General features: G+C 42.8%; 1 protein-coding gene. It reads right to left on the bottom strand.

Going from position 1 to position 269, the window contains the following annotated elements; genetic code table 11:
• Window positions 1-269: B3/4 domain-containing protein (locus tag ACFIML_RS09350; RefSeq protein WP_375688056.1), on the bottom strand; the 269-nt coding region annotated here is incomplete at both ends.

The raw sequence follows: 269 nt of genomic DNA, 5'->3' as shown, positions 1-269 counted from the left end.
AAGCGCCGACTCAATAATAACGCGACACGTCTTCTCATCACAGCTCGTTCTTTCACCACCCATAATACCGGCAATCGAAACAACTCCCTCTTCATCTGCAATGACACAATCTTTGATACCCAAATTATAGATTTTTCCATTAAGTGCTTGAAGTCGTTCACCGTCACGGCCACAACGTACACTCAAACGCCCTTTAATCTTATCCGCATCAAAAACATGAAGCGGACGACCAAGATCAAAGCTTATGTAATTGGTCATATCAACCAATG

The sequence above is a fragment of the Bartonella sp. AC62GZZY genome (assembly GCF_042196525.1).
Lineage (GTDB): Bacteria > Pseudomonadota > Alphaproteobacteria > Rhizobiales > Rhizobiaceae > Bartonella.
This window is presented reverse-complemented; position numbering and strand designations above follow the sequence as displayed.